General features: G+C 62.1%; 25 protein-coding genes. 20 read left to right on the top strand and 5 right to left on the bottom strand.

The window, feature by feature from the left end:
* Nucleotides 1-52 precede the first annotated feature (52 nt).
* Nucleotides 53-1,453, bottom strand: a complete 1,401-nt coding sequence (locus SUTH_RS05455; RefSeq protein ID WP_041097684.1) for a coiled-coil domain-containing protein — start codon at nucleotides 1,451-1,453, stop codon at nucleotides 53-55.
* A 156-nt stretch (nucleotides 1,454-1,609) separates the two neighbouring features.
* On the opposite strand from SUTH_RS05455, the gene SUTH_RS05460 reads away from it, so the two are divergent.
* From SUTH_RS05460 to SUTH_RS05490, 7 genes are all read left to right on the top strand, one after another.
* Nucleotides 1,610-2,215, top strand: a complete 606-nt coding sequence (locus SUTH_RS05460) for a MotA/TolQ/ExbB proton channel family protein (protein WP_041097686.1) — start codon at nucleotides 1,610-1,612, stop codon at nucleotides 2,213-2,215.
* 10 nt (nucleotides 2,216-2,225) lie between these two features.
* Entirely contained in the window at nucleotides 2,226-2,645 is a 420-nt protein-coding gene (locus SUTH_RS05465; RefSeq protein ID WP_041097688.1) for an ExbD/TolR family protein, read from the top strand.
* A complete protein-coding gene (lpxK, locus tag SUTH_RS05470; RefSeq protein WP_331709770.1) occupies nucleotides 2,620-3,648 on the top strand; it encodes a tetraacyldisaccharide 4'-kinase in 1,029 nt (342 codons plus the stop codon). Before SUTH_RS05465 ends, lpxK begins: the two co-directional genes overlap by 26 nt.
* Complete coding sequence (locus SUTH_RS05475; protein ID WP_041097690.1) at nucleotides 3,629-3,805, top strand: Trm112 family protein; 177 nt, start codon at nucleotides 3,629-3,631, stop codon at nucleotides 3,803-3,805. The genes lpxK and SUTH_RS05475 overlap by 20 nt, the downstream gene beginning before the upstream one ends.
* A complete protein-coding gene (kdsB, locus tag SUTH_RS05480) occupies nucleotides 3,805-4,578 on the top strand; it encodes a 3-deoxy-manno-octulosonate cytidylyltransferase (RefSeq protein ID WP_041097692.1) in 774 nt (257 codons plus the stop codon). Before SUTH_RS05475 ends, kdsB begins: the two co-directional genes overlap by 1 nt.
* A gap of 73 nt (nucleotides 4,579-4,651) precedes the next feature.
* Nucleotides 4,652-5,305 carry an adenylate kinase gene (adk, locus tag SUTH_RS05485; protein WP_041097694.1) on the top strand — a complete coding sequence of 218 codons (654 nt, stop codon included), beginning with the start codon at nucleotides 4,652-4,654 and terminating at the stop codon, nucleotides 5,303-5,305.
* Between the two features lie 37 nt (nucleotides 5,306-5,342).
* A complete protein-coding gene (locus SUTH_RS05490) occupies nucleotides 5,343-6,452 on the top strand; it encodes a 6-phosphofructokinase (RefSeq protein WP_041097696.1) in 1,110 nt (369 codons plus the stop codon).
* Nucleotides 6,453-6,496: 44 nt separating this feature from the next.
* Here the strand turns inward: SUTH_RS05490 and SUTH_RS05495 are convergent, their stop codons facing one another.
* On the bottom strand, nucleotides 6,497-7,765 hold the full coding sequence (locus SUTH_RS05495) for a 6-phosphofructokinase (RefSeq protein WP_231851106.1): 1,269 nt from the start codon (nucleotides 7,763-7,765) through the stop codon (nucleotides 6,497-6,499).
* A gap of 284 nt (nucleotides 7,766-8,049) precedes the next feature.
* Between SUTH_RS05495 and SUTH_RS05500 the strand changes: the two genes are divergently transcribed.
* Nucleotides 8,050-10,155, top strand: a complete 2,106-nt coding sequence (locus SUTH_RS05500) for a sodium-translocating pyrophosphatase (protein ID WP_041097698.1) — start codon at nucleotides 8,050-8,052, stop codon at nucleotides 10,153-10,155.
* 11 nt (nucleotides 10,156-10,166) lie between these two features.
* The gene (ggt, locus tag SUTH_RS05505; RefSeq protein WP_084207534.1) at nucleotides 10,167-11,933 is read left to right on the top strand and encodes a gamma-glutamyltransferase; all 1,767 of its coding nucleotides are present in this window, start codon (nucleotides 10,167-10,169) and stop codon (nucleotides 11,931-11,933) included.
* Here ggt and murJ read toward each other — a convergent pair whose 3' ends face one another.
* Nucleotides 11,934-13,469, bottom strand: coding sequence for a murein biosynthesis integral membrane protein MurJ (gene murJ / locus SUTH_RS05510; protein WP_041097700.1), 1,536 nt, complete (start codon nucleotides 13,467-13,469; stop codon nucleotides 11,934-11,936).
* A 102-nt stretch (nucleotides 13,470-13,571) separates the two neighbouring features.
* Here murJ and rpsT point away from each other — a divergent pair, with 102 nt between their 5' ends.
* A complete protein-coding gene (rpsT, locus tag SUTH_RS05515) occupies nucleotides 13,572-13,832 on the top strand; it encodes a 30S ribosomal protein S20 (protein ID WP_041097702.1) in 261 nt (86 codons plus the stop codon).
* 284 nt (nucleotides 13,833-14,116) lie between these two features.
* Nucleotides 14,117-14,338, top strand: coding sequence for a hypothetical protein (locus SUTH_RS05520; RefSeq protein ID WP_041097704.1), 222 nt, complete (start codon nucleotides 14,117-14,119; stop codon nucleotides 14,336-14,338).
* Nucleotides 14,339-14,387: 49 nt separating this feature from the next.
* Here the strand turns inward: SUTH_RS05520 and SUTH_RS05525 are convergent, their stop codons facing one another.
* Nucleotides 14,388-15,143 (bottom strand): ParA family protein, encoded by a 756-nt coding sequence (locus SUTH_RS05525; protein ID WP_041097706.1) that lies wholly within the window; start codon nucleotides 15,141-15,143, stop codon nucleotides 14,388-14,390.
* A gap of 205 nt (nucleotides 15,144-15,348) precedes the next feature.
* Between SUTH_RS05525 and SUTH_RS05530 the strand changes: the two genes are divergently transcribed.
* From SUTH_RS05530 to SUTH_RS05555, 6 genes are read left to right on the top strand one after another with little or no spacing between them, the layout of a single operon-like run.
* Nucleotides 15,349-16,521, top strand: coding sequence for an aspartate aminotransferase family protein (locus SUTH_RS05530; protein WP_041097708.1), 1,173 nt, complete (start codon nucleotides 15,349-15,351; stop codon nucleotides 16,519-16,521).
* A 2-nt stretch (nucleotides 16,522-16,523) separates the two neighbouring features.
* Nucleotides 16,524-17,447, top strand: a complete 924-nt coding sequence (argF, locus tag SUTH_RS05535) for an ornithine carbamoyltransferase (protein WP_041097709.1) — start codon at nucleotides 16,524-16,526, stop codon at nucleotides 17,445-17,447.
* Between the two features lie 10 nt (nucleotides 17,448-17,457).
* Nucleotides 17,458-18,726 (top strand): argininosuccinate synthase, encoded by a 1,269-nt coding sequence (locus SUTH_RS05540; protein ID WP_041101760.1) that lies wholly within the window; start codon nucleotides 17,458-17,460, stop codon nucleotides 18,724-18,726.
* Between the two features lie 32 nt (nucleotides 18,727-18,758).
* Nucleotides 18,759-18,968 (top strand): DUF2788 domain-containing protein, encoded by a 210-nt coding sequence (locus SUTH_RS05545; RefSeq protein WP_041097711.1) that lies wholly within the window; start codon nucleotides 18,759-18,761, stop codon nucleotides 18,966-18,968.
* A gap of 1 nt (nucleotide 18,969) precedes the next feature.
* Complete coding sequence (gene ppnP, locus SUTH_RS05550) at nucleotides 18,970-19,281, top strand: pyrimidine/purine nucleoside phosphorylase (protein ID WP_041097713.1); 312 nt, start codon at nucleotides 18,970-18,972, stop codon at nucleotides 19,279-19,281.
* A gap of 15 nt (nucleotides 19,282-19,296) precedes the next feature.
* Nucleotides 19,297-19,791, top strand: a complete 495-nt coding sequence (locus SUTH_RS05555; protein ID WP_041097715.1) for a YajQ family cyclic di-GMP-binding protein — start codon at nucleotides 19,297-19,299, stop codon at nucleotides 19,789-19,791.
* Nucleotides 19,792-19,824: 33 nt separating this feature from the next.
* Here SUTH_RS05555 and SUTH_RS05560 read toward each other — a convergent pair whose 3' ends face one another.
* Entirely contained in the window at nucleotides 19,825-20,523 is a 699-nt protein-coding gene (locus tag SUTH_RS05560; protein ID WP_041097717.1) for a type 1 glutamine amidotransferase, read from the bottom strand.
* Nucleotides 20,524-20,578: 55 nt separating this feature from the next.
* Here SUTH_RS05560 and SUTH_RS05565 point away from each other — a divergent pair, with 55 nt between their 5' ends.
* From SUTH_RS05565 to bktB, 3 genes are read left to right on the top strand one after another with little or no spacing between them, the layout of a single operon-like run.
* A complete protein-coding gene (locus tag SUTH_RS05565; RefSeq protein WP_084207269.1) occupies nucleotides 20,579-21,166 on the top strand; it encodes a CoA pyrophosphatase in 588 nt (195 codons plus the stop codon).
* Nucleotides 21,163-22,098: a CobD/CbiB family protein gene (locus tag SUTH_RS05570; protein ID WP_041097720.1), complete on the top strand. Its 936-nt coding sequence runs from the start codon at nucleotides 21,163-21,165 to the stop codon at nucleotides 22,096-22,098. The genes SUTH_RS05565 and SUTH_RS05570 overlap by 4 nt, the downstream gene beginning before the upstream one ends.
* A gap of 22 nt (nucleotides 22,099-22,120) precedes the next feature.
* Complete coding sequence (gene bktB, locus SUTH_RS05575; protein ID WP_041097722.1) at nucleotides 22,121-23,308, top strand: beta-ketothiolase BktB; 1,188 nt, start codon at nucleotides 22,121-22,123, stop codon at nucleotides 23,306-23,308.
* Nucleotides 23,309-23,405: the final 97 nt, after the last annotated feature.

The following is a 23,405-nucleotide window of genomic DNA, read 5'->3' on the forward strand; positions in this document are numbered from 1 at the left end:
TCAGCTCGCTTCGCTCAACAATCACCCGTCGCTCCGAACGAGTTGTTTCACGTTAAGCGCTTGCAGCGAACTGCTGCTGCAACTGCTTGAGGGTGTCGTCGAGCTTCTCGGCCATTTCAGCCAGGAGATCACGGCCTTGGCGCCGGGCCTGTCGTGCCGCGATGAACAGTTCGTAGAGCCTGGATCCAAACAGTTTCTGCAACTCTCGTTCGATTTCGAGCAGCCTTGCCCGCATGCGTTCCACCTGGCGTGCGAGAGTCGGCGCTGACGCCACGGCGACGTTCTCGGCCAGAGGCTCGCGGCGGCCTTCCGGTCCCTCCTGCCACAGCGCCGCGACTTCCTGCAAGGCGGCTTCGTCGCCGGCGCGATAGGCGCGATTGGCTTCCGACATGAGTTGGGTGCGCCAGGCACGGTCGGCTTCGTCGGTCGCGCGATCGGGATGGATTTTCTGTGCGATCTGGCGAAACAGCCGCTTCACGTCGGCGCTGGGCCGGAATGTGGCCGGTTCCTCCGCGCTGGCTTCTGCGAAGCGCTTGTTTTCCTGTGCCGACTGCTCGGCCTTTTCCTGTTTTGCCTTTGCCTCGGCGCGCACCTCGGGGTTCTCCGGTGCGCGCTCCGCGTGCTCGCGGGCAAGCCGGGCCTGGGCGGCGTCGAGTTCGACCATGCGACGCCCCACCAGCTCGTAGTAGCGGCGCGTGAAGTCCGCAACTTCCGCCTGGGCCGTCGCCAGTTCAAGTTCGAGCTCGGCGACCTCCTGCGTCAGTTGGGCCAGTTCCATTTGCAACTGCAGATCGGCGTCGGCTACTGCAATGGAGCGATGGCGCGGCGTTTCTGCGCGGGCGCCGACCTGCAACAGGCTTCCGGGAGGAGCAATCAGCTCCGGCGGCGCGTCGCAGCGATAGAGTACCGTGATGTCGGAGTTCTTCTGCCTCAGGCTGCGATAGGCCTCGATCGGCAGAATGCGCACGGGAAACAGATCGGCAACCTGCTCCGGCCACTCGCTGCGATCGTTGCGGGCCACCCAGCGATGGGCTTCCTGCCAAAGGGCCTCGTTCTTCGCGATTCGCTCGCGTTGCTTCTGCCAGGCTGCACCCTGTTCGTCCTCGCCATCGCGCGCAAGGCGGCTTTTCATCAGCGACAGCGTGGCGCGCAGGGCGATGCGGGCGGCAAAATCGGCCGCCGGAAGTACCAGGCAAAGGGGGCGGATGGAAAGGTCGAGCGCGTTGGATATTTCAGGCAACTGCTGGTCGTCCGGCGACAGGACGACCAGCGTCCGTCCCTCTGCCAGGGCAATCGCGGCAAATGCGGCGAGCACCGCGAGAGGGCGCTGCGGAACTGCTTCTTCGTGCGGCATCGCCGCCAGCGAGGATGTGGCGAAGTGCGCAAACCAAGCCGCTGCGACGAGCGCGGGATCAAGATCGGGTTTGGCGGTGGGCGCGGATAGCGAAGGCATGTCCTTCCAAGTCTATCCAGCCACAAACGGTTCCAGGCTTCGGATGAAAGCGGATTTCCGGCCCTGTTTAGGATTTCACCGGGGTATCCGTTTGTATTGCCGAATCGGGCCAGTCCGGCTAAAGTTGGCGCTTTCCTGCTTACCGGAGTCGTCCCCGTGTTTTCAATCATTCAGGCTGCCGGCTGGCCCATCTGGCCTCTGTTGTTCGCATCCATAATCGCTGTGGCACTTATCATCGAGCGCGCCACGGCCCTGCGCCGCAACAAGATCGTCCCTGCCGGATTGCTGCATAGCGCGGTCGCCGATTATCGCCAGAGCGGTGTCTCCGACGCGCAGTTGGCTCGCCTCGAAGCCCATTCACCGCTGGGCCGGGTGCTCGCCGCCGGCATGCGCAATGCGAAGAGCTCGCGCGAAATCATGAAAGAGGCGATCGAAGAAGCCGGACGCGGGGTCGCGCATGATCTGGAGCGCTTCCTCACCACGCTGGGCACCATCGCTTCCATCGCACCCTTGATGGGGCTGTTCGGCACTGTAGTGGGCATGATCGAAATCTTCGGCTCGCCGACCTCCTCCGGCAACAATCCGCAGGCGCTGGCACACGGCATTTCGGTGGCGCTTTACAACACCGGCTTCGGCCTCATCATCGCCATTCCGAGCATGATTTTCTATCGCCACTTCCGGGCCCAGGTCGATGGTTTCCTGGTCGAGATGGAGCAGGAAGCAGTGAAGCTGGTCGAAGTCATGCAGGGCGAACGCAAGTAGGGATGGCGCGATGAACTTCCAGCGAGGACGGCAGCGCGAAGAACTCGAGATCAACCTGATCCCGATGATCGACGTGCTTTTGGTGATCCTGATCTTTCTCATGATCACCACCACGTATTCAAAGTTTTCCGGGCTGGAGATCAACCTGCCCACCGCCGATGCGCCGCAAAACAAGGAACAGCCGAACGAGATCAACGTGGTGGTCACCGCGGCCGGCGAGATCATGGTGAACAAGGCGGCGCTGGGCGGTCGGGACATCGAAACCATCGCCAACGCGATGAAGCGCCTGACCGGCACCGGCAAGGAGCCGGTGGTCATCATCAACGCCGACGCGAAGGCCGCGCATCAAAGCGTCATCGATGTCATGCAGGCGGCGCAACAGGCCGGGCTGTCGCACATTTCCTTTGCCACCCAGCAGGCGCAACGCTGACGCCGGCGGTCTGGCCGCAGTCTGGCGGCGGCGTGGCCCGGGGGCCATCCTGCTGCTTCCCTTTTCGCTGCTGTTCATGATGCTCGTTGCCGCTCGGCGAGCCCTGTACCGCGCCGGTCTCCTGCGGCGCGAGCACCTTCCTGTGCCCGTGGTCGTGGTCGGCAACATTACCGTCGGCGGCACGGGCAAGACGCCGCTGGTGATCCATCTGGCGCAGTCCCTGCGCGCGTTCGGCCGTTACCCGGGAATCGTCAGTCGCGGTTATCGCAGCGATGCCGCGCATGTGGTGGAAGTGACGTCTGGCAGTGATCCCGGCGCGGTGGGCGACGAACCCCTGTTGCTGGCCCGGCGCAGTGGCTGCCCGGTCTTCATAGGCAGGGACAGGGCTGCAGCGGCCCTTGCCCTGCTAGCTCGGCACCCACAATGCGATGTGATTCTTGCCGATGATGGTCTGCAGCACTATCGTCTGGATCGCACTGTCGAGATTGCGGTGTTCGATGAGCGCGGGGTGATGAACGGCTGGTGCTTGCCCGCGGGAGCCCTGCGGGAACCGGTCTCGCGCCTGGCGCTGGTGGACGCAGTGGTTCTGAATGGAATCGCCGTGCCACCAGCGCCGACTCTTGATCGGCCCGTGTTCGCCATGCGCTTGCTGGGCGAAAGCTTCTATCGTCTGGACGATCCGCTGCTGACATGTGGAGCGGCTGACCTGACCGACAGGAAATTGCACGCGGTCGCCGGCATCGGTGCTCCGCAGCGCTTTTTCGATCGACTGGGGGCCATGGGGCTCAGCTTTACCGGGCACGCCTTCGACGATCATCATCACTTTCGCGTCGAGGATCTCGCGTTTGCCGGCGACGCCATTCTGACGACGGAAAAGGATGCCGTAAAATTGGCCCGACTTTCCTTGTCTCTGCCGGTCTGGGTATTGCCCGTCACCGCCGAAACAAGTCCCGACCTCGCCGCATTTGTTCTGGAGAAGATCGATGGACGCCCGTCTGCTTGAAATACTCGTTTGCCCCGTCTGCAAGGGACCGCTGGAAAACCGCAAGGCGGCTTCGGAACTCGTCTGCAAGGCCTGCAAGCTGGCCTATCCGGTCAAGGATGACATTCCGGTAATGCTCGAGGATGAAGCACGGCAGCTCGGGGCCGAAGAAACCTGATGGGTCTGCGCGTCGTTATCCCGGCGCGTTATGCATCGACGCGCTTGCCGGGGAAACCCCTGGCCGATATCGCCGGCCAGCCGATGATCGTGCGTGTCGCGGCGGCAGCCCGCCGCGCAAAGACGGATGGCGTCTGGGTCGCGACCGATGACGAGCGGATTGCCGCTGCGGTTCGGCAGCACGGCTTCGACGCGGTGATGACCCGCGCCGATCATGCCAGCGGTACCGACCGCATCGCCGAAGTGGCGGAACAGCTTGCCTGGGACGACGAAGACATCGTGGTCAACGTGCAGGGTGACGAGCCGCTGCTGGATCCGGCTCTGATCGAAGCTGTTGCCGCGGCGTTGCACGGCGATCCGGATGCCGTCATGGCGACTGCTGCGCATCCTTTGGATGCCGCCGCCGATTTGTTCAATCCCAATGTGGTCAAGGTGGTGTGCGATTTACGCGGGCGCGCCCTGTACTTCAGTCGCGCCCCCATCCCCTGGGATCGCGATCGATTTGCGAAAACGCGCGATCAACTGCCTGCCGATCTTCCCGCGCGGCGCCACATCGGCTTGTATGCCTATCGCGTAAGCTTTCTGCGACGCTTTGGACAGCTTGCACCGTCACCGCTGGAGCGCTGCGAGTCGCTGGAACAGCTGCGCGCGCTCTGGCACGGTTATCCGATCCAGGTTGTCAGCGTCGATCACCCGCCGGCGCCTGGAGTCGATACGCCGGAAGATCTGGAGCGCGTGCGCCGACTGTTTGACGCCGGCAAGGATTCGGAGTAAGTTTTGTCACGATCAAAAATATTCAAAAAAATCTTTTAAATCATCGAGATAAACTTTACTTTGGGAGGTAGATATGAAACTGATTCTGTTGGGTGGTCCGGGTGCAGGCAAGGGGACGCAGGCTGGATTCATTACCGAGAAATACGGGATTCCGCAGATATCGACGGGCGACATGTTGCGTGCGGCAGTCAAGGCCGGGACCCCGATGGGTCTGGCCGCAAAGAAAGTCATGGATGCCGGCGGTCTGGTGTCCGATGACATCATCCTCGGTCTGATCGGCGAGCGCCTGAAGCAGCCGGACTGTGCCAAGGGCTTTCTGCTGGATGGTTTTCCGCGGACCATTCCGCAGGCCGAAGCTCTGCGCACCCAGGGCGTCGAACTCGACTGCGTACTCGAGATCGACGTCAGCGACGAGGAAATCATTCGACGCATGAGCGGTCGTCGCGTGCATCTCGGGTCCGGGCGCACTTATCACATCGTATTCAATCCGCCCAAGGTCGAAGGAAAAGACGACCTCACCGGTGAGCCGCTGATTCAGCGTGACGACGACAAGGAGGAAACGGTCAAGAAGCGTCTGGCGGCATATCACGCCCAGACCAAGCCGCTGACCGACTTCTATTCCAAGTGGTCCGAGTCCGGCGCCAGGGGCGCGCCGAAGTACCGCAAGGTTTCCGGGATCGGCTCGCTCGATGCGATCAAGAGCGCAGTATTCGCCGCATTGAGTTAACGGATCCCCCGGCCGCATTCCCGACGCAGGAGTTCCCATGTCCAGTCAAATTCGACGCATAGCTGTCTGCACCGGCGGGGGCGACGCCCCCGGTCTGAATGCCGTGATCCGGGCGGTTGTCATCGCTGCCGCCAATCGAGGCTGGGAATGCTATGGAATCCGGGAAGGCTTCAACGGCATCATGTTCCCGGAGCGTTATCCGGAAGGCGGCGTGTTTCGCCTGACGCGGGAAAAGGTCCGTGGCATCGGCCACTTGGGCGGCACCATACTGGGTACCACCAACAAGGGCAACCCGATGCATTTCCCGATGAAAATGCCCGACGGAACGACCAAGGATCTGGACCGAACCGACGAGATCCTCGAGTTTTTCGCGAAGAAGGAACTCGATGCGCTGGTCTCGATAGGCGGCGATGGTTCGCTCACCATCGCCAATGCGCTGCATCAGAAGGGTTTGCGCGTCGTTGGCGTGCCCAAGACGATCGACAACGATCTGGACAAGACCTTCACCACCTTTGGTTTCGATACGGCGGTGGCCTTTGCCACCGAGTGCCTGGACCGTTTGCACAGCACAGCCGAAAGCCACCAGAGGGTAATGGTGGTCGAGGTCATGGGGCGTTATGCCGGCTGGATTGCACTGCATGCGGGTATTTCCGGCAGCGCCCACGCCATCCTGATCCCCGAGATTCCCTTCGACGTGGACAAGGTGGCCGCCAAGATCCGGGCTCGGGACAACGAAGGCAGGATGTATACCCTTGTGCTGGTCGCCGAGGGCGCCGAGCCGATTCACGGTCACCGGGAGGTCCTCGCGCCGGCCGAGATTGGTCACGCCGAGCGCTTGGGCGGCGTTGGTGAGCGAATTGCGAAGGTACTCGGCGAGCGGACCGGCAAGGACGTGCGGGTGGTCGTGTTGGGGCATCTGCTGCGCGGAGGCAGCCCGACCTCGTTTGATCGTCTCGCGGCCATGCGCTTTGGCACTGCCGCGGTCAGGGCCCTGGAAGAGGGCCAATCGGGCGTCATGGTGGCCCTTGCATTTCCCAACGTGAACTACGTCGCGCTGGAAGAAGTCGCCGGCCGCATGAAGGGCGTCCCGCTCGACTGCGACACGCTCCAGACCGGCAGGGATCTGGGGATCAGTTTCGGCGACTGATCTGCACCGTCCGGCGCAGATCGGTTCTTTGCGGCTCGCCCGGCTTACTTGCCCGGGTTCAGGATTTTGGCGACCTTGTTGAGCCGCAGGCGGTAGGCGTCCGGCAGGCCGGAACCCAGCAAGGGCCGCAGATACATCCTGAATGCATCGGTGACATCGGTACCGCTGTCCGTGATGAACTCGTTTTCCATGACGCGGGTTTTGCCCGCCACCGATTCCAGCGGAACCAGCTGATAATCGACCGAGTAGAAGCCTGTCCGCTTGATCGCCACGGAACCGTCGCGATCACCCCACATGGCGTATTGCACGGCTTTTTCCCCGACCTCGCGCGCCTCGCGCTGATCGACATCCGAAACGCAGCCCATGAATGAGCGTTGCAGATAGCCGAAGGTGTCGCCCCGCACGCGCTTGATGCCGAGCTTGTTCTTGATCTCGTCGCACAGCAGATCGGCCAGGGCACCGGTGCCGGAGAGTTGCACGTTGCCGTGGGCATCGCGCTCGACCTGGCTCATCAACTGGGTGATGATCGGTGTGCCCTTGCTGTCATGGATGCCTTCCGAGGCCGCGATCACACAGCGGCCGTACTTCTCATAGGTCGTTTTTACGTCGGCCAGAAACTTGTCGACGCTGAAGGTGCGTTCCGGAAGATAGATCAGGTGCGGACCATCGTCGGGGAATTTCTTGCCAAGTGCCGCTGCTGCGGTCAGGAAGCCGGCATGACGGCCCATGACCACGCCCAGATAAACTCCTGTCAGCGCGGCATTGTCCAGATTGGCTCCCATGAAAGCCTGGGCGACAAAACGGGCGGCGGAGGGGAATCCCGGCGTGTGGTCATTGCCGACCAGATCGTTGTCGATGGTCTTCGGAATGTGGATGCAGCGCAGGGGATAGTCGGCCCGCCGCGCTTCTTCGCTGACGATGCGCACCGTGTCGGACGAATCATTGCCGCCAATGTAGAAAAAATACCCGATGTCGTGGGCCTTGAGAACCTTGAATATCTCCTGGCAATACTTCAGATCAGGCTTGTCGCGTGTCGACCCGAGTGCGGAGGATGGCGTGTTGGCCACCATTTCAAGGTTGTGGCTGGTTTCCTGGGTGAGGTCGAGGAACTCTTCATTTACGATGCCGGACACTCCGTGGTAGGCGCCATAGACCAGTTCGACGTTGCGAAACTTGCGGGCTTCGAGAACCACGCCGGCCATCGACTGATTGATGACGGCGGTTGGCCCGCCGCCCTGGGCGACCAATACCTTGCCGCGCGGCATGGTCCTGCGTTCGATTCGGTTTGTCGGGCTGGATTGATTGTCGGTCATGTGAGTAGATCCATCTTCAATATTGAGCCTTGCTGGCTGGGAAACTACATATTTTTTTACTATATCCGCCATTTTCGTTGCCGAGCATCCATCAACCGGATTTGGTCATCAATTGAATTTCTTCGCTCTTGGCGCCGCCTGATGCACTATGCGATTTCATCCGTGCGACCGGGGGATTCGCGGAATCCGAAGCCGCAAAACTTGACGCTTCCGGAGGCTGCATAGTTCGGATCGCATGATAAAATAACGTGTTGAGTTCATTAATTATCTGAGGGGGAACGTTTATGTCAGCAGGACTGATCTTTGCGCTGGTCTGTGCCGTGGCGGCCATCGCCTACGGGTGGATCATGAGCCAGTGGATTCTGGCGCAACCGGCGGGCAATGACCGCATGAAGGAAATTGCGGCGGCCATTCAGGAAGGCGCCCAAGCCTATCTGAATCGCCAATACACGACGATCGGTATCGTCGGTGCAGTGCTTGCGGTCCTCATCCTGATATTTCTCGGGACAAAGACGGCCATTGGTTTCGTGATTGGTGCCGTGTTGTCCGGCGCTGCCGGCTACATCGGCATGAACGTTTCGGTTCGTGCCAACGTCCGCACGGCACAGGCGGCAACCGTCGGCCTGAACGAGGCGCTGAACGTGGCCTTCAAGGGCGGCGCCATCACCGGCATGCTGGTGGTTGGCCTCGGCTTGCTGGGTGTCGCCGGCTACTACGCCGTGCTGAAAATGATGGGCGGCCCGGGCATCAAACTGGAAGACATCATCCATCCGCTGGTCGGCCTCGGTTTCGGCTCTTCGCTGATTTCGATCTTCGCCCGTCTTGGCGGCGGCATCTTCACCAAGGGCGCCGACGTCGGCGCCGACTTGGTGGGCAAGGTGGAAGCCGGCATCCCCGAGGACGATCCGCGCAACCCGGCGGTGATCGCCGACAACGTCGGCGACAACGTCGGCGACTGCGCCGGCATGGCAGCCGACCTGTTCGAAACCTATGCGGTGACGACGGTGGCGACCATGCTGCTGGGTGTGCTGTTGCTGAAGGCGAGTCCGACCTTCGCCGAGCAGGCTGTCATCTATCCGCTGGCCCTCGGCGGCTTTTCGATCATCGCCTCGATCATCGGCGTGATGTTTGTAAAGGCGCGTGACGGCGGCAAGATCATGAACGCGCTATATCGGGGTCTGGCGGTTGCCGGTGTTCTGGCGTTGGTGGCCTTCTACCCGATGACCACCATGCTGATCGACGATCACTTGCTCGACAGCGTGCTGAACATCAGCGGCGGTTCGCATCTGCGCCTCTACGGTGCTGCGGTGATCGGTCTGGTTCTGACCGGCCTGATGGTGTACATCACCGAGTACTACACCGGTACGGAGTTCAAGCCGGTGCAGCATGTCGCGGAAGCTTCGACCACGGGTCACGGCACCAACATCATCGCCGGTCTCGGCGTGTCGATGAAGTCCACTGCATGGCCGGTGCTTTCCGTTTGTGCCGCCATCTGGGCCTCCTACGCCATGGGCGGTTTGTACGGTATTGCCATCGCAGCGACTTCCATGTTGTCGATGGCAGGCATCGTGGTCGCACTTGACGCCTACGGCCCGATCACCGACAACGCCGGCGGCATTGCCGAAATGTCGGAACTGCCGCCTTCCGTGCGCGCCATCACCGACCCGCTCGACGCGGTGGGCAACACCACCAAGGCGGTCACCAAGGGCTATGCCATTGGTTCCGCCGGCCTTGCCGCACTGGTGCTGTTCGCCGACTTCACGCACGGGCTGGAGTCGCTCAAGCCGGGCATCAAGTTCGCCTTCGACCTGTCCGATCCAGCCGTCATCATCGGCCTCTTCGTCGGCGGCATGGTGCCCTACCTCTTTGCTGCAATGGGCATGGAAGCAGTGGGCCGCGCCGCCGGCTCCGTGGTGGTCGAAGTGCGCCGCCAGTTCAAGGAGATCAAGGGGATCATGGAAGGCACGGCCAAGCCCGAATACGGCACCTGTGTCGACATGCTGACCAAGGCCGCGATCAAGGAAATGATGATCCCGTCGCTGCTGCCGGTGCTGGTTCCGGTCGTGGTTGCCGTCATCATGAACTTCCTCATGCCTTCGCTGAATGGCGTCGGAGCGGGCGTTCGCGCCTTGGGCGGTGTGCTGATGGGCACCATCGTCACCGGCCTGTTCGTTGCCATTTCGATGACCACCGGCGGCGGCTGCTGGGATAACGCCAAGAAGTACATCGAGGACGGCCACTTCGGCGGCAAGGGTTCCGAGGCACACAAGGCGGCCGTGACCGGCGACACCGTGGGTGATCCGTACAAGGATACGGCGGGTCCCGCAGTGAATCCGCTGATCAAGATCATCAACATCGTGGCTCTGCTGATCCTGCCGCTGGTGGTGTGATTCTTCACGACATGTTTGATCGAACGGGCAGCCTGCGGGCTGCCCGTTTTTTATTGGTCTTTGCCGTCCTGGCACGGGCCATCGCGAGCTGGGCCCAGGTCGCGCAGCCGGAAGCGGCCAGCGGCTTTGCTGTACGAGCGGCGGTTGCCGGCAAGGGCTTCATGGCGGTCACCGCGAATCCTTACGCCACCGATGCTGCGGCCGAAATCCTGCAGCTTGGCGGCAATGCGCTCGATGCCGCGATCGCCGCACAGTGGGTATTGAATCTGGTCGAGCCGCAATCGTCCGGAATCGGCGGCGGCGGATTCATGCTGCATTGGGATGCCACGCGACGCGAGGTCGCAGCCTGGGATGGCCGCGAGACCGCTCCCCGTGGCGCCAGCGCCCTCCCCGGGGAAACCGCTTCACATAGCTTTGCCAGGCGGCCCGATGGCAGTCTCGCGAAATACCACGAAGTGCTCGCGACGGGGCGGGCAGTTGGTGTTCCCGGGCTGGTTGCGATGCTCGAAGCGGCGCACCGACGCCACGGTAAATTGAAATGGGAGCGTCTCTTCCGCCCGGCAATTCGTCTCGCAGAAAACGGCTTTGCCGTCTCGCCGCGCCTGCACCTGTTGTTGCGCGATGATTCGCTTCTGCGCCGCGATGCGGCGGCTCGGGCCCTCTATTATCGTGAAGACGGCCAGGCCCGGCAGGTCGGCGAAACCCTGCGCAACCCGGATCTTGCCGCGACCCTGCGAGGCATTGCGGCAGCAGGTGCGGATGCGCTGCATCGCGGCGAAGCGGCGAATCGCATTGCCACAGCGGTCAAGCAGCGTGGCGGGGCGCTGACGGCGGCAGACATTGGCGACTACCGCCCGAAGCAGCGCGATGCGGTTTGCGGCCTGTATCGACGCTGGCACATCTGCGGCATGCCGCCGCCTTCATCGGGAGGCATTGGCGTCCTGCAATTGATGGGCTTGCTGGAACGCAGTGATGCGGCGACGCGTGATCCTGCTGCGCCGGATCATGTGCATCTGTTCGCCGAAGCCGGACGACTGGTTTACGCCGATCGGGCACGCTATCTGGCGGATCCTGACTTCGTTGCGGTACCGCAGCGTGCCATGCTCGATCCCGGATATCTGGAGCAGCGCGCACGACTGATGGACTCCCGGCGCAGCATGGGCATCGCGGCACCGGGAAAGCTTCCGGCAGGCCATGCGCAGGCTGACGATGATGCCCCGGAACTTCCTGCGACGACGCATGTTTCGATTGTCGATCAGACCGGCAATGCGGTGGCTCTGACCAGTTCGATTGAAAGTGCATTCGGCAGCCGAATCCAGGTCGACGGCTTTCTGCTCAACAATCAACTCACCGATTTTTCCCTTGCTTCCGAGCAGGACGGCCGCCCGGTTGCCAATCGCCTCGAACCCGGCAAGCGGCCGCTGTCATCGATGGCGCCCACCTTCGTCTTCGATGCCGATGGGCGGCTCCATGCCGTTCTCGGCTCGCCCGGAGGCGGCCGCATCATCAACTATGTGGCACGTACTCTGGTCGCCTTGCTGGACGGTGGTATGGATCCGGCCATGGCGGTTTCTTTGCCGCACGTCGGCAACCGTAACGGCGCCACGGAAATCGAGCGTGGCCGTGTGCCGGAGACACTGGCACAGGAACTGGAAAGGCGTGGGCATGCGTTGCAGCGCAGTGACATGACCAGCGGCCTGCATCTGATCGTGCGCGTCGGCGACGCCTGGGTCGGAGCGGTCGATCCGCGCCGTGAAGGGACTGCCCGTGGCGAGTGATCAGGCCGCCTTGCGGCGGAAATCGCGGAGCCGGAAACCCAGCAGCCACAATGTGGCGAAGTAACTGGCGACCCCTCCCAGCACCACTCCTGAAAGCTTCAGCACGCGCTGGCCACCGTTCATCGCCAGCCACGAGGCGTCGTCGGCGCAGGCGAACCACAGTACTGATCCCAACACAGTCAGTGCGGCTGCGAGTTTCAGCATGAATGTCCCCCAGCCGGCCTGTGGCTGATAGACACCGCGCTGACGCAGGCCACGCCAGAGCAGCCATGCATTAAGGCAGGAAGCCAGTCCGATCGACAAGGCCAGGCCGGCATGCTTGAGCCAGCCGATAAAAGCGATGTTCATCAACTGGGTCAGCGCCAAGGTGATCAGGGCGATCTTTACCGGTGTGCGGATGTCCTGCCGGGCGTAGAAGCCGGGCGCCAGCACCTTGACCAGAATCAGGCCGGTCAGGCCAATGGAATAGGCGACCAGTGCCTCGCGGGTGCGCAGCACGTCGGCCGCGGCAAACGCTCCGTATTGAAACAGTGTCGACAGCAGCGGGACGGCAAGCATGGCCAAGGCCAGAGACGCCGGCAGGGTCAGCATCAGGGTCAGGCGCAGTCCCCAGTCGAGCAAGGCCGAGAAATCTTCTGTTTGTCCGCTGGCATGGGTTTTGGCCAGGCTGGGCAGCAGGATGGTACCCAGCGCGGCGCCAAGGAGGCCGGCGGGGAACTCCATCAATCGATCCGCATAGTAGAGCCAGGATACGCTGCCGCTTTCCAGGAACGAGGCAAATATGGTGTTGATCAGCAGGCTGATCTGGGATACGGAAACTCCCAGTACCGCCGGCGCCATGAGTTTGAGGATGCGCTGCACGCCTTCATCGCGCCAAAGCGGGTCAAAGCGCGGCAGCATGCCGATTTTTGCCAGGGCTGGAAGTTGAATCGCCAGTTGCAGCCCGCCACCCAGAAATACCGCCCACGCCAGTGCCAGAACAGGCGGATCAAACCAGGGCGCGGCGAAAAGCGCCATGCCGATGAAGGACAGGTTCAGCAGGACCGGCGTGAAGGCGGGCAGTGCAAATCGGCTCCAGGTATTGAGGATTCCGGCAGAAAGTGCCACCAATGACATGAACAGGATGTAGGGGAAGGTGATGCGTGTCAGCTCCACGGTCAGCTGGAATTTCTCGGCGTCAGCGCTGAAGCCGGGGGCAGTCATTGCGATCAGCAAGGGTGCGGCGGCCATGCCGAGCGCGCTGACGGCAATCAGGATCAGGAACAGCATGCTGGCGACGCGATCGACGAGGCTCTTGGTTTCCGCCTCTCCCCGGCGATTGCGGTATTCGGCGAGGATGGGCACGAATGCCTGGGAAAAGGCGCCCTCGGCAAACAGGCGGCGCAACAGGTTGGGCAAGCGGAAGGCAACGAAGAAGGCGTCGGTCATCATCCCGGCGCCGAAGCTCCTGGCAATGACGAAGTCGCGGAGGAAGCCCAGAATGCGGGACAGCAGGGTCATCCCGCTGACGGTGGCCAAGGCGCGGAGCAGATTCATTTGCCGGTATGGTATCCGGGATGTGGCCGACAGAAGCGGCTTGCAAAGGGCGGAAGACCCCTTTATAATCCCGCGCTTTCCCCAGATCCACCGGATATCGATATGGCCAATACCGCCCAAGCTCGCAAACGTGCCCGTCAAGCAATCGAGCAGCGTGCTCACAACATGAGCCAGCGCTCCACGTTGCGTACTGCAATCAAGAAGGTCCGCAAGGCGATTGATGCTGGCGACAAGAGCGCCGCACAAGCCGTGTTCAAGGAATCGCAGTGCGTGATCGACTCGATCGCCGACAAGAACATCGTGCACAAGAACCTTGCCGCGCGCCAGAAGAGCCGCCTCTCGGCTGCCATCAAGGCACTCTAAGCCGCCAAGCTTCTGTAGCTTCAAGCACTCAAAAAGGCCGCCCCGGATACCGGGGCGGCCTTTTTGTTTTGTGTTTCCCGCTCATCTGCGAGGCTCGAATCCCGGCTTTCCCCCCCCCATGGCTCGAAGCTCGGATCCTTCCCATGTGCGTCTGCCCGGTTTTCCGCCAAAACAACCATTGGCATGACGTCCTTTAAAATATGCTTCGAAATTAAAGAAATAGGTTGAGTTTGCCGAAATCACTACATATAATCACCAGACCTTGTTGAAGTGAAAGGGGTTTCATGCAATCCCATCAGTTCATAAAATACGCATTCCGTATCCGCACTCGTCTTGGCGTGGTTGTGGATAATTTGATGATTCACGGTCGTGATGAATACGATGCCCAGCGCAAGTTGCGGCAGGTGTATCACGATTGCCAGATTATCGAGTGTGTTTGCCATCACGGCAGCGTCCGCATACCGGTGGCCAGCTTCGAGGAAGTTGCAAACCTCATTGTTCGTTGAGGTTGTGCCCGGCGTCAGCCGGGTGTAGATCGCGGCGCTCTCCCCAGAATCAGAGGAATCGCGCTGCCCGTAGTTCTTCCATCAGCGCCTGATAGTCCACTGCCCCCCGGCTGGTCGGGCTATGGTTGAAAATGTCGAGGCTCATGGCCGGCGCTTCGGCGATCGCCACGTTCTCGGAAATTACCGTTTCGCATAGTTCGGCGCCGAACTGCGCACGCAGGCGGTCCTGAATCTCGAAGCTCATCTTGCGCCGTCGGTCGAACCGCGTCAGCAGGTAGCGGCGTTCGATGCGCCGTTTGAGTACCGGTTCCAGGGCTTTCAAGGTGCGCTCGATCTGCAGCGCGCCGCGCAAGGATAGATAGTCTGACGATACGGGCACGAGTATCCGGTCGGAAGCGAAGATTGCATTGAGCGAGAGGACGCCCAGAAACGGGCAGCAATCGATTACCGCCGTGCTTTCGCCGCCGGAAGCTTCAAGAGCCTGCAAGCCGAAGTTGAGCCGGTTGAGAATTGCCGGCCCCTTGCCGAATATGGAATCGACCTTGATCAGTTCCGCATGGGCCGGGACCAGCCGGCCCACGTCGTTCCACGTCACGGTCAGTTCTTCCAGTGGCCGGTTGTCCTGATACAGCGCGAACACGCTGTTGTGAGCTTCTTCCGGGGTCTTGCCGTGTATCGCAGTCAGGTGCGCTTGTGGATCGAGGTCGACCAGCAATGTGGGTGCCGAATCCCGTGCCAGTGCAGCGGCGAGATTGAGGGCGGTGGTCGTCTTGCCGACCCCGCCTTTTTGATTGAAAACGGCCATCCTCACTGCTGGATCCTCTGTCTCCCTGCTCTGTACAGGGGCTGGTTTTTCACTTAGTATAGAGCCGTTATCAAGCACGGCGGCCGCGTTGCTCTTCGGCCGCCGTATGTTTTTTGCGTGGAGCTTTTAGTTGCGGTCGCGGCGCTTGACGCCGATATGGCCGGCGTTACCCTACACTGAAACAATGTTTTCGCGGAGTGCTTTCATGCCGCATTTGATGAATACCTACGGGCGGCTGCCGGTTGCCTTTACCCATGGACAGGGTTGCCGGCTGTTCGACGAACAGGGCAAGTCCTATCTCGATGCCCTGGCCGGAATCGCCGTAAACACGCTGGGCCACAATCACCCCCGGTTGGTGAAGGCGCTGAGCAATCAGGTCGCCCGCCTTATCCATACTTCCAATCTCTATCGCATCAGCGAAGCCGAAGCGGCGTCCGACCGCCTCGCCGCCCTGTCCGGCATGGACGAGGTGTTTTTCTGCAACTCGGGTTGCGAGGCCAACGAGGCCGCAATCAAGCTCGCGCGGATGTACGGTCATCAGCAGGGCGTCGAGCAGCCAGCCATCATTGTCATGGAGCACGCCTTCCATGGCCGCACCCTGGCGACGCTTTCCGCTACCGGCAACCGCAAGGTGCAGGCCGGTTTCGAGCCCCTGGTTTCCGGCTTCGTGCGAGTGCCGTTCGACGATCTGGCGGCCATCGAGCAACTTGCCGAACGCAACCCCAATGTCGTGGCCGTGCTGTTCGAACCCATCCAGGGTGAAGGCGGGATCAACCTTGCACATAATGATTTCATGCGTGCGTTGCGGAAAATTTGCGACCGCAAGAACTGGTTGTTCATGGTCGACGAGGTCCAGTGCGGCATTGGCCGCACCGGAGTCTGGTTTGCCCATCAGCACGCCGGTATCCTTCCCGATGTCATGACCCTGGCGAAAGGCCTCGGCTCGGGCGTGCCGATCGGCGCGTGCCTGGCCGCCGGGCGAGCGGCCGGCGTGTTCAAACCAGGCAATCACGGTTCGACCTTCGGTGGCAATCCGCTGGCCTGCGTTGCCGCATTGACCACGCTGGACGTTGTCGAAGCCGACGGCCTCATGGCGCGTGCGACCATGCTGGGCGAGACGATCCGCGGCGGTCTGCGCAGCGGCTTGGCGGGAACTTCCGGCTTTGTCGAGGTGCGCGGCGACGGCTTGATGATCGGCATCGAACTGGATCGCCCCTGTGGCGATCTCGTCAGGCGCGGACTGGAAAGCGGCTTGCTGATCAATGTCACTGCCGACAAGGTGGTGCGCCTGCTGCCGGCACTGGTGATGAGCGATGCCGAGGGGGCGGAGCTGGTGACCGGGCTGGTGGCGCTGATCAAAGAGTTTCTCGGAGCCTGATCATGGCGGCGCCGCGGCATTTTCTGCAGTTGAAGGATCTCTCGCGCGACGAGCTCGACCATGTCTTCGAGCGCACCCGGTCGATCAAGGCGCGCTTCAAGGCCTATCAGCGCTATTGGCCCCTGCAGGACCGCACGCTGGTGATGATTTTCGAGAAGGCCAGCACGCGCACGCGCCTGTCGTTCGAGGCCGGCATGCAGCAGCTGGGCGGATCGGCGATCTACCTGAATACGCGGGACTCGCAGCTTGGACGCGGCGAGCCGGTCGAGGATGCGGCCCAGGTTATTTCGCGCATGAGCGACATCGTCATGATCCGCACCTTCGAGCAGGAAATCATCGAGCGCTTTGCCGGTCACTCGCGGGTGCCGGTGATCAACGGCCTGACCAACGAATATCATCCCTGCCAGATCCTCGCCGACATCTTCACCTTCATCGAGCAGCGTGGTCCGATTCAGGGCAGGACCGTGGCCTGGATCGGCGATTCGAACAATGTCTGCAACACCTGGCTGCAGGCGGCCGAGGTGTTCGACTTCAATGTCCATGTTTCGACACCGCCGGGCTACGAGGTCGAGCCCGAGCGTGCCGGTCTATATGGCACGGGTCACTTCGAGGAATTCGCCGATCCGATGGATGCGGCGCGCGGCGCCGATCTGGTGACCACCGACGTGTGGACCTCGATGGGCTTCGAGGCCGAGAACGACGAGCGCCTGCGCGACTTCGCCGACTGGCAGGTCGATGCCGACATGATGCACGCCGCAAAACCGGAGGCTGTGTTCATGCACTGCCTGCCGGCGCATCGCGGCGAGGAAGTCGCCGCCGAGGTGATCGACGGCGCGCAAAGCGTGGTGTGGGACGAGGCCGAGAACCGGCTGCACGTGCAGAAAGCATTGATGGAATTCCTGCTCCTGGGCAGGGTGAATGATTGAAGGAAGAACGATGAAACAGACAAAGAAGGCCGCCAAGGCCGAGACCAGCAAGGTTGTCCTCGCCTATTCGGGCGGGCTGGATACCTCGGTGATCCTCAAGTGGCTGCAGGACACCTACAACTGCGAGGTGGTGACCTTCACCGCTGACCTGGGGCAGGGCGAGGAACTCGAACCGGCGCGCACCAAGGCGCTGAAAATGGGCATCAAGCCGAAGAATATTTTCATCGACGACCTGCGCGAGGAATTCGTCCGCGATTTCGTCTTTCCGATGTTCCGCTGCAACACCGTGTATGAAGGCGAATACCTGCTCGGCACCTCGATCGCGCGGCCGCTGATCGCCAAGCGGCTGGTCGAGATTGCGAAGAAGACCGGCGCCAATTCGATCTCCCACGGCGCCACCGGCAAGGGCAACGACCAGGTGCGCTTCGAACTCGGCGCCTATGCGCTGATGCCCAATGTGAAAGTCATCGCGCCGTGGCGCGAGTGGGACCTGCTTTCGCGCGAGAAGCTGATGGCCTATGCCGAGAAGCACGGCATCCCGGTCGAGATGAAGCACAAGAAGGGCGGCTCGCCGTATTCGATGGACGCCAACCTGCTGCACATTTCCTACGAAGGGCGCCATCTCGAAAATCCTGGTGCCGAGGCCGAGGAATCCATGTGGCGCTGGACCGTATCGCCCGAGAAGGCGCCGGACAAGGCCGAGTACCTCGATCTGGAATTCAAGCGCGGTGACCTCGTCGCCATCAACGGCAAGAAGATGAAGGCCCACGAACTGCTGGCCACGCTCAACCAGCTGGGCGGCAAGCACGGCATCGGCCGCCTCGACCTGGTCGAGAACCGCTACGTCGGCATGAAGTCGCGCGGCTGCTACGAAACGCCGGGCGGCAGCATATTGCTCAAGGCGCATCGCGCCATCGAGTCGGTCTGCCTCGACCGCGAGGAAGCGCACCTCAAGGACGACCTGATGCCGCGCTACGCCAGCCTGATTTACAACGGCTACTGGTGGAGTCCGGAACGCCGCGCCCTGCAGACCCTGATCGACCACACCCAGCAGCACGTCAATGGCTGGGTTAGGCTCAAGCTGTACAAGGGCAACGTCATCGTCGTCAGCCGCGACTCGAAGACCGATTCGCTGTTCGATCCGACCATCGCCACCTTCGAGGACGACGCCGGCGCCTACAACCAGAAGGACGCGCACGGCTTCATCCGCCTCAACGCACTGCGCATGCGCATCGCGGCCAATCGGGCGGAGGGCAGGGCGGGCAAGAAGAAGGGCTGATCGCGTACCGGAAGCAATAAAGGAAGCCGCCGATGTTGGGCATTTCCGAGGAGCAGTTGGCAGAGTTCGGCATGACTTTCGGCCTTGGGGCCTTCATGCTCTACATGCTGTTCATCATCGGCGAGCTGGCCTGGAAATCCAAGGCCGGCAAGCTCGGTACCTTCGTCTTGTTTTTCGTCCTGGCGTTCGGCATGCTCGGCTTTGTCGCCAAATTCATCATCCAGAAAATGTGGGGAATCTGATATGTCGCAATTCGATAACGTCTCCGTGGTCAAGAAGGCCAACGTCTATTTCGACGGCAAGTGCATCAGCCATACGGTGCAGCTGCCCGACGGCACGAAAAAAAGCGTCGGCGTGATCCTGCCGTCGACCCTGACCTTCAACACCGGTGTGGCGGAAATCATGGAGTGCGTTTCCGGCGTCTGCCGCTATCGCATCAAGGGCGAAGACTGGAAGAGCAGCGGCGCCGGCCAGAGCTTCAAGGTGCCGGGCAACTCGAGCTTCGAGATCGAAGTCAGCGGCGAGCCCTATCACTACGTTTGTCATTTCGCCTGATCACGGGAGAGCGGCATGCCTTCATTCGACATCACTTCCGAAGCAGATCTGGTGGCCCTGAAGAACGCCGTGGATGTGGCCGGGCGCCACATCGGCAATCGCTATGACTTCAAGGGCACCTCGGCGCGCGCCGAGCTGAACGAGAAGGACAAGACCATCACGATTCATGGTGACTCCGAATTCCAGCTCGGGCAGGTCAAGGACATCCTGTTTCCGGAGATGGAAAAAAAGGAGCGCGAGAGTACCAAGCGGCTCGACCACGGTCCGGTGCAGTCGGTCGGCGGCAACAAGTCCAAGCAGGTGCTGACCATCAAGGTCGGCATCGAGCAGGAGCTGGCGAAGAAGATCGTCAAGATGATCAAGGACAGCAAGCTCAAGGTGCAGGCCAGCATCCAGGGCGACGCCGTGCGCGTCACCGGCGCCAAGCGCGACCTGCTGCAGGAAGTCATCGCGCTGGTGAAGAAGTCGGTCACCGACTTTCCCCTCCAGTACGGCAACTTCCGCGACTAAACCCGTGCGGCGCCGTACCGCCGGCGCCGACTTTCAGTTCCGGCGCAGGCCTTCGATCCAGCGTCCGTAGAGCCGGTCCGCCACCGCGCGCATTGCCGCGATGCGCGCCCCCATGTTTTCTTCCATTTGTTCCGGCGTCTGCACCGAGGCCGAGGGCGGCACGCCTTCCGCCGTCCACTGCCGGCACCAGCTCTGGATCATGGTATCCGTCATTTCCACATGGCATTGCATGGCCAGGTGCGGCCCGCGCACGAAGGCCTGGTTGGCGCAATGGGTGCTGTGCAGAAGGCGGCTGGCGCCTTGCGGGATAGTGAACGTCTCGCCGTGCCAGTGGAAGGCCTCGAAGCGGGCGATGTCGCCCAGCCAATCCTTCGCCGCATCGGTCGTCGCCACCTCGCCCCAGCCGATTTCCTTCACGGGATTGCGGCCCACCGTGGCGCCGAAGGCCCTGGCCATGAGCTGTCCGCCGAGGCAATGGCCGATCACCGGGATGCCGGCAGCATCGGCCTGGCGGATCAGGGCCAGCGTCAGCGGAATCCACGGCAGGTCGTCATTGACGCTCATCGGCCCGCCCATGAAGCACAGCCCCGAAAATTCGTCGGGAGTCGGCGGTGGCGACACGCCGTCATCGATCTTGAACAAGGTCCACGGCAGGGAATGCCGGTCGAGGAATGTGGCAAAATAGCCCGGTCCCTCGCCGGGGCTATGACGGAATATTGCGATCGGTTTCATGCCGGAGTCTCTCGTTAGCGCAAGCCCGAATTCTAGCGGAGGCTTGCTTTCCCTGATGCGTCGTCGGTTCAGCGAAGGCTTCGTTACGCCCCCTGTATGCGAGTCGTGGGTGACTGCGGAGAAGGATCCGATCGCCGCCGCCGTGCTGGTGCCGGTGGTCGTGCGCGACACCGGGTTGACCATGTTGCTGACCCAGCGCACGGCACATTTGCGCGATCATGCCGGGCAGGTCAGCTTTCCGGGCGGGCGCTGCGAGGAACATGACGCCTCGCCCGAGGCCACTGCCTTGCGCGAAGCCGAGGAGGAAGTCGGCATTGCTTCTTCGCAGGTGGAAATCCTCGGTCGCCTGCCGGAATATCGCACCGGAACGGGCTTTGTCATCACGCCGGTAGTGGGTCTGGTGACCCCGCCGCTGAACCTGAAACTCGACGATTTCGAGGTGGCCGAGGTTTTCGAGCCGCCGCTCGAATTCCTGCTTGACAGCGCCAACCATCAGCGCCAGAGCATCGAGGTACGCGGCGTCAAGCACGAGTACTGGGCCATGCCATGGCAGGGCTATTTCATCTGGGGCGCAACCGCCGGCATGCTGGTCACCTTGCATCGCCTTCTGCATTCCGAGGCCGGGGGGAGGGTCGTCAGATGACCCTGATCTCCATTGTCATCGCCCTGATTCTCGAACAGCTGCACGCGCTTTCGGTTCAGAGCGTGGTGCGCGGGCCCGTTTCGAGGCTGGCGGCCCTCCTCGAAGACAAGTTCAACGACGGCGGGGGCAACCATGGCGCCATCGCCTGGGGACTCGGCGTGGCCCTGCCCGCGGCGCTGCTTGCGCTGGTACATGCCCTGCTGGCGTACTTCCAGCCGCTTCTGGCATTTCTGCTGGGAATCGGCGTGCTGTACCTGACCATGGGTTTTCGCCAGTTCAGCCATTTCTTCACCGGCATTCATCTGGCGCTGCGGCTGGGCGAAGTCGAACAGGCGCGGCAGCTGCTCGCGCAATGGCGCGGACGCGGCGGCGACCGCCTGACGGCGAGCGAGATCGCGCGCCTGTCCATCGAACAGGCTTTGCTCGCATCGCATCGGCACGTCTTCGCGCCGCTGCTGTGGTTTGCGGTATTCGGCCCGGCCGGGGCATTGCTCTACCGGCTGGCGCATTCGTTCGACGAGCTTTGGGGCGAACGCAGCGAGATGGAATTCGGCCAGTTCGGCGAGTTCGCGCATCAGGCGTTCGCGCTGATCGACTGGCTGCCCTTGCGCGTCACGGCGGCGTCATTCGCCGTGGTCGGCGATTTCGAGGACGCGGTGCATTGCTGGCGCACCCAGGCTGTAAGGTGGCCGGAAGCCGGCTCCGGTATACTTTTGGCCAGTGGTGCCGGCGCGCTCGGTGTGCGCCTGGGGATGCCGGTACATGACGTAATTCAAGACACGGGCGACGCTAGCGATCGCCCGGAACTGGGATTGGGGGAGGACGCCGATCCCGACTTCATGCAGAGCACCATAGGCCTCGTTTGGCGCAGTCTCGTGCTCGGTTTGGCCGTACTGGCCCTGGTCTGGATTTCCGGCTGGGTCGGCAGTTGATATCTAATTAAGGAGTTTCGTAATGGCTGACAAGAGAGAAGTCGTAGTACTGAGTGCCGTTCGTGCCGCGGTAGGCACCTTCATGGGTTCGCTGTCCGGCATGGAACCCGCCGACCTGGGCGGCCTGGTGGTCAAGGAGGCCATTGCCCGTTCCGGCGTCGATCCCAAGGCCGTTACCTTTGCCACCGTCGGCAATGTGATCCCCACCGAATCGCGTTATCCCTACGTTGCGCGCAACGCCACGATCCAGGGCGGCATGACGATGGAATCGGTTACCTTCGCCGTCAATCGGCTGTGCGGTTCCTCGCAGCAGGCGGTCGTCAGCTCGGCGCAGGCCATCCTGCTCGGCGATGCCGACTTTGCCATCGGCGGCGGCGTCGAAGTCATGTCGCGCGGCGCCTACCTGTCGCCGGCGATGCGCTCCGGTGCGCGCATGGGCGACACCAAGATGGTCGATGCCATGGTCGCCGCGCTGACCGACCCGTTCGGCGCCGGCCACATGGGCATCACCGCCGAGAACCTGGCGAAGAAGCACAACCTCACGCGCGAAATGCAGGACGAGTTTGCCTGCGAATCGCAGCGCCGCGCCGCCGCCGCCGTTGCCGCCGGCTACTTCAAGGAACAGATCGTGCCGATCACGCTCAAGACCCGCAAGGGCGACGTGGTGTTCGACACCGACGAACACATCAAGGCCAATACCACCATGGAATCGCTGGCCAAGATGAAGCCGGCCTTCGACAAGGCCGGCACCGTCACCGCCGGCAATGCGTCCGGCATCAACGACGGCGCCGCCTTCCTGGTGCTGGCCGACGCCGCCAAGGCGGCCGCCGGCGGCCACAAGCCGATGGCGCGTCTGGTGTCCTACGGTATCGGCGGCGTGTCGCACGAGGTCATGGGCGAAGGCCCGATTCCGTCGACCCTCATTGCGCTGGCCAAGGCCGGCCTCAAGATCGCCGACATCGGCGTCGTCGAATCCAACGAAGCCTTCGCCGCCCAGTCGCTGACCGTGGCCAAGGTGCTCGGCCTCGACCCGAAGAAGACCAACCCCAACGGCGGCGCGATCGCCATCGGCCACCCGATCGGCGCCTCCGGCGCGGTGATCATCACCAAGGCCCTCTACGAAGCCAGGCGCGTCGGCAGCAAGTACTGCCTCGCCACCATGTGCATCGGTGGCGGCCAGGGCATCACCACGATCTGGGAAATGATCTAGGCCGGATCGGGTTTCCTCTCAACCAAAAAAGCCCGGCAGTGCCGGGCTTTTTTGTGTCCACTGGCTGCTTGATTTCGGTCCGTACGCCGTTCTGATT

The sequence above is a fragment of the Sulfuritalea hydrogenivorans sk43H genome, from assembly GCF_000828635.1.
GTDB lineage: Bacteria > Pseudomonadota > Gammaproteobacteria > Burkholderiales > Rhodocyclaceae > Sulfuritalea > Sulfuritalea hydrogenivorans.